At 55.4% G+C, this 3,101-nt stretch carries 4 protein-coding genes and 1 pseudogene; all 5 read right to left on the minus strand.

The window, feature by feature from the left end; all coding sequences use genetic code 11:
- Positions 1-190 (minus strand): annotated as a pseudogene (locus AC1DVH_RS28645) (hypothetical protein); the annotation flags it as partial.
- Entirely contained in the window at positions 190-1,011 is an 822-nt protein-coding gene (locus AC1DVH_RS28650) for a replication protein P (protein WP_477756618.1), read from the minus strand. The pseudogene AC1DVH_RS28645 and the gene AC1DVH_RS28650, both read right to left, overlap by 1 nt.
- On the minus strand, positions 1,011-1,757 hold the full coding sequence (locus AC1DVH_RS28655; RefSeq protein WP_477756619.1) for a DnaT-like ssDNA-binding domain-containing protein: 747 nt from the start codon (positions 1,755-1,757) through the stop codon (positions 1,011-1,013). The genes AC1DVH_RS28650 and AC1DVH_RS28655 overlap by 1 nt, the downstream gene beginning before the upstream one ends.
- A 372-nt stretch (positions 1,758-2,129) precedes the next feature.
- Entirely contained in the window at positions 2,130-2,750 is a 621-nt protein-coding gene (locus AC1DVH_RS28660) for a hypothetical protein (RefSeq protein ID WP_108217325.1), read from the minus strand.
- Between the two features lie 53 nt (positions 2,751-2,803).
- Positions 2,804-3,004, minus strand: coding sequence for a Cro/CI family transcriptional regulator (locus tag AC1DVH_RS28665; protein ID WP_108217324.1), 201 nt, complete (start codon positions 3,002-3,004; stop codon positions 2,804-2,806).
- Positions 3,005-3,101: the final 97 nt, after the last annotated feature.

Below are 3,101 nucleotides of genomic sequence, written 5' to 3' on the forward strand. Positions count from 1 at the left end.
GACCTGCCTCCTTCAACTCACCTAAGCCGCGCCGGACAGCCGGGAACTGGGCCCCTGTGGCTTCGGAAACCATCAACGAATTGAAAATGTCGTGGGCACTCCAACGCTCCTGGATTGGCACGACCTGGAACACCTTGCGGGCAAGTGAAGATTGCCCGGCGAGCATGTTTTGTTGCTTGGCTGCATTCATCAGAAGCCACCTGTGGGATGGATTGGATCAGGGAGGGAGTTCAAGCAGGTACCTGGAAGCGAGGCTTGTTGCTGCTCGCGCTTTCCCGGGCCATTGGCAAAACGAGCCAGCAACTGTGCACGGGCGACTTTGCCGTCAAGCGGGATCGACTGTTGCGACATGGTCATCAACAACCGCGCCTCGCCGTACTCTTCCGCAAGTTGCGTTTCGAGCTTTTGCGAGTCGTGGCCGATGCCAATGGCGATGTCTTCGAGCGGCTGTCGGCTGACCAACATCCGGATGGTGATGTCATAGGCGCGATCAAAGACCTTGCTGGCCTTCTCGGACACCAGGCTGTTTAGGTTATGCATCTCGCATTGAAGGGCGGCATGACGTACCGCCGGGTGCGACCACTCACGGGAAAATGCTCGGCTCGGGTCCAAATTGAGCAGAGCTTCACGAAAGGCCTTACCGTGCGAAGGAATGCCCAGCATTTCAGGAGTTGGCTGACACCACTTCACAAACTTACCGACGCTCGGCGCGAAATCGCTGCCGTGCTGTCGGCAGTTCTGCAAGCCGTACCGAATCTGCTCAAGAGTATTGATCTCGGCGGCGACGAAAGCCTTGACCCAGCTGCGTTTTGCAGCGCGTAGGGCTTCATCATCGGGCCAAGCTTGCTTCCACGCGGGGAAGATCGCCTGTAATTCCTTGAACAGCGCGTTAACGACATCAGCGGTACCGGGCAGCAATTGTTTCCGCGGCTCCAGCGTCACGGGCGGCAGGTTGCTCATCTCGCTCAGCAGTCGGTTGGCGCTCTGAGGCACGCTTTTGGCTTGGGTCATCACAAATCACCAAGGTCATCAGACCAGGTCGTGTCGTCGAAATCTGGGCCGTTGACCTGCTTCACGGGAAATTGCCGAATGTTTGAACTGGCCGTTTTGGCAACATCGCGCTTGATCCACTTCACGAGCAGGCTGACCCAGGCTGCTTGCGTCTCGAAACGACCACTGGCGGTGTAATGGCAAACGAAAGCAGCTGTGGCCTCCGCGGTGAACGTAGTTAACGGTAGGGCCATCCGTAGCGCGTAAGCCTGCAAGAGCTGTTGATCAGGCCCCCACTCAAGCGACATCTCGACTGCCGCCGAACGATCGCTCGCGCCCAGAGTGTTGTGTTGATCTTTATTCTTCTCTACATCTTCTTTAGGTAACGCATTGCTAACGCTTGGAACGTTACCTTTGGCGTTAGCTGCTTTGTGGTTGGCTACCCTTTTGGCAGTGAGAAGCCTGTTTTTGGCGGTTTTCCCGTTATGACGCTCGAAATGCGGGAGGCTGATTACGCCATCCACTTCTTGCATCCATGCCACGGACTTCATGTGCTCGCAAAAACCGATAACGCCCACCAGCCGATCAAGTAACTTCTTGCTAACGCTCGGAGCGTTACCGCTCTCCGTCTGCTGGTCGAACCAACCCCATACCCGCATCAACTTGCCCACTACCGCGTCCGGATCGATGTCGGCTAGGTCAGCGATCTGGCAGACCTCTGGCTTATCTAGGGTAGTGAGTTCGAATTTGATCCAATCGCCGGCCATTACATGGTCTCCTGCAGAAGCTCAGCAAGGCGAACAAGGACTTTCGGGGAGACCATTGGGTCGAATGCAGCTCGCTGGATGCTGGCTTCCGGATCATGCTTCAGGGCTTTTACTTTGTAGGGGGTGTCATTTGAGGACGCGACTCCCTTGGTAGCCAGCGCTCGGACTGTCTTCCGGACATTGTCATGCGAACTGCCTATCAGCTCGGCAATATCGTGTGGCGACATGGTGAGGCATGAGATGTTTTGCGATTGACCGAAACGTGTCACGACATCGAGGGTATTGCTTGGGGCAATGTGGYTGTGCATAATCATCGCTCTCTAGTTTTGCGAATCAGCCGACCTTCTCCGTCGGCTTTTTTGTGTCTATAACTCAGGCGATCGACTTCAACGCTGGGCGAGACTTTTCAATCATCTCCTCGGCTTTCCGACCAAGCTCCCCTGCCCTTGCTTCAACTTGTCGACATTCCTTGGCGAACGCTGGTAGGTGCGGCATGTCCTTTTCGCTCATCACCTGATCGTCGAAAACTTCGCTTCCCGTGTCGATCACATCCCCCAAGGCGCGGATCAATGCGCTGAAGCTTTTGTTCCCGCATTGTTCGGTCGCCATCTGGCGGGCACCAATCAAACCGTGACGGCTGGCCAGTTCATTCACGCAGTGATCACGGAACTCAGGCTCGAGTGCATTCACCCACGACTCTTCCAGCCAAGATGGCATTTCCTGCTCGCCCGACAGCCAGCGTTGAACGCGCTTGAGCCAGCGACCGGTTGCCTTCACGAACTCGCTGACATCGTTCAGCCGCGCCAACTCATCAAAATCAGGAACCTTCGCTAATTCAATCTTCGCGGCAGGGACGATTACGTAAATTTCCCGGCTCAGCGCCTGGGCGAAATCGTCCTGACTCAGGTTGGTGCGCGCGATCTGATTTGCCGCATGCGCGACTAGCACCTGATCCCGGGTTTGAATGCTGTGTCTTGGACTGGACGTTTCCATATGAACTGCTGTCTCCTAATCTGGCTTCAATGGAGCGCTAGATAATGTGTTGGTTAGCCTGTGAAGCGCTGGGGTTGGCCGGGAAAGGGCTTCACCTCTTCCGCCTCGAAGCGGCCGTCATCGAACACGGTCACATAAACCTCACGCCCTGCCTTCAAGGCTTTGCTGATGCCGCCCTGGCTCATACGAAGCGCTGACGCCGCTTTTAGCTGACCAACTTTGGTCACAAAATCTTTGAGTGGTATGCGCTGCATACAGGACCTCTTTCGCTGTGCACGCATAAAAGTATTACCTGCGGTCTTTATTAAGTCAATATCGGCGGTCTTAGATTGATATTACCTGACGTAATAC

This window comes from Pseudomonas sp. P4_C3 (genome assembly GCF_056402075.1).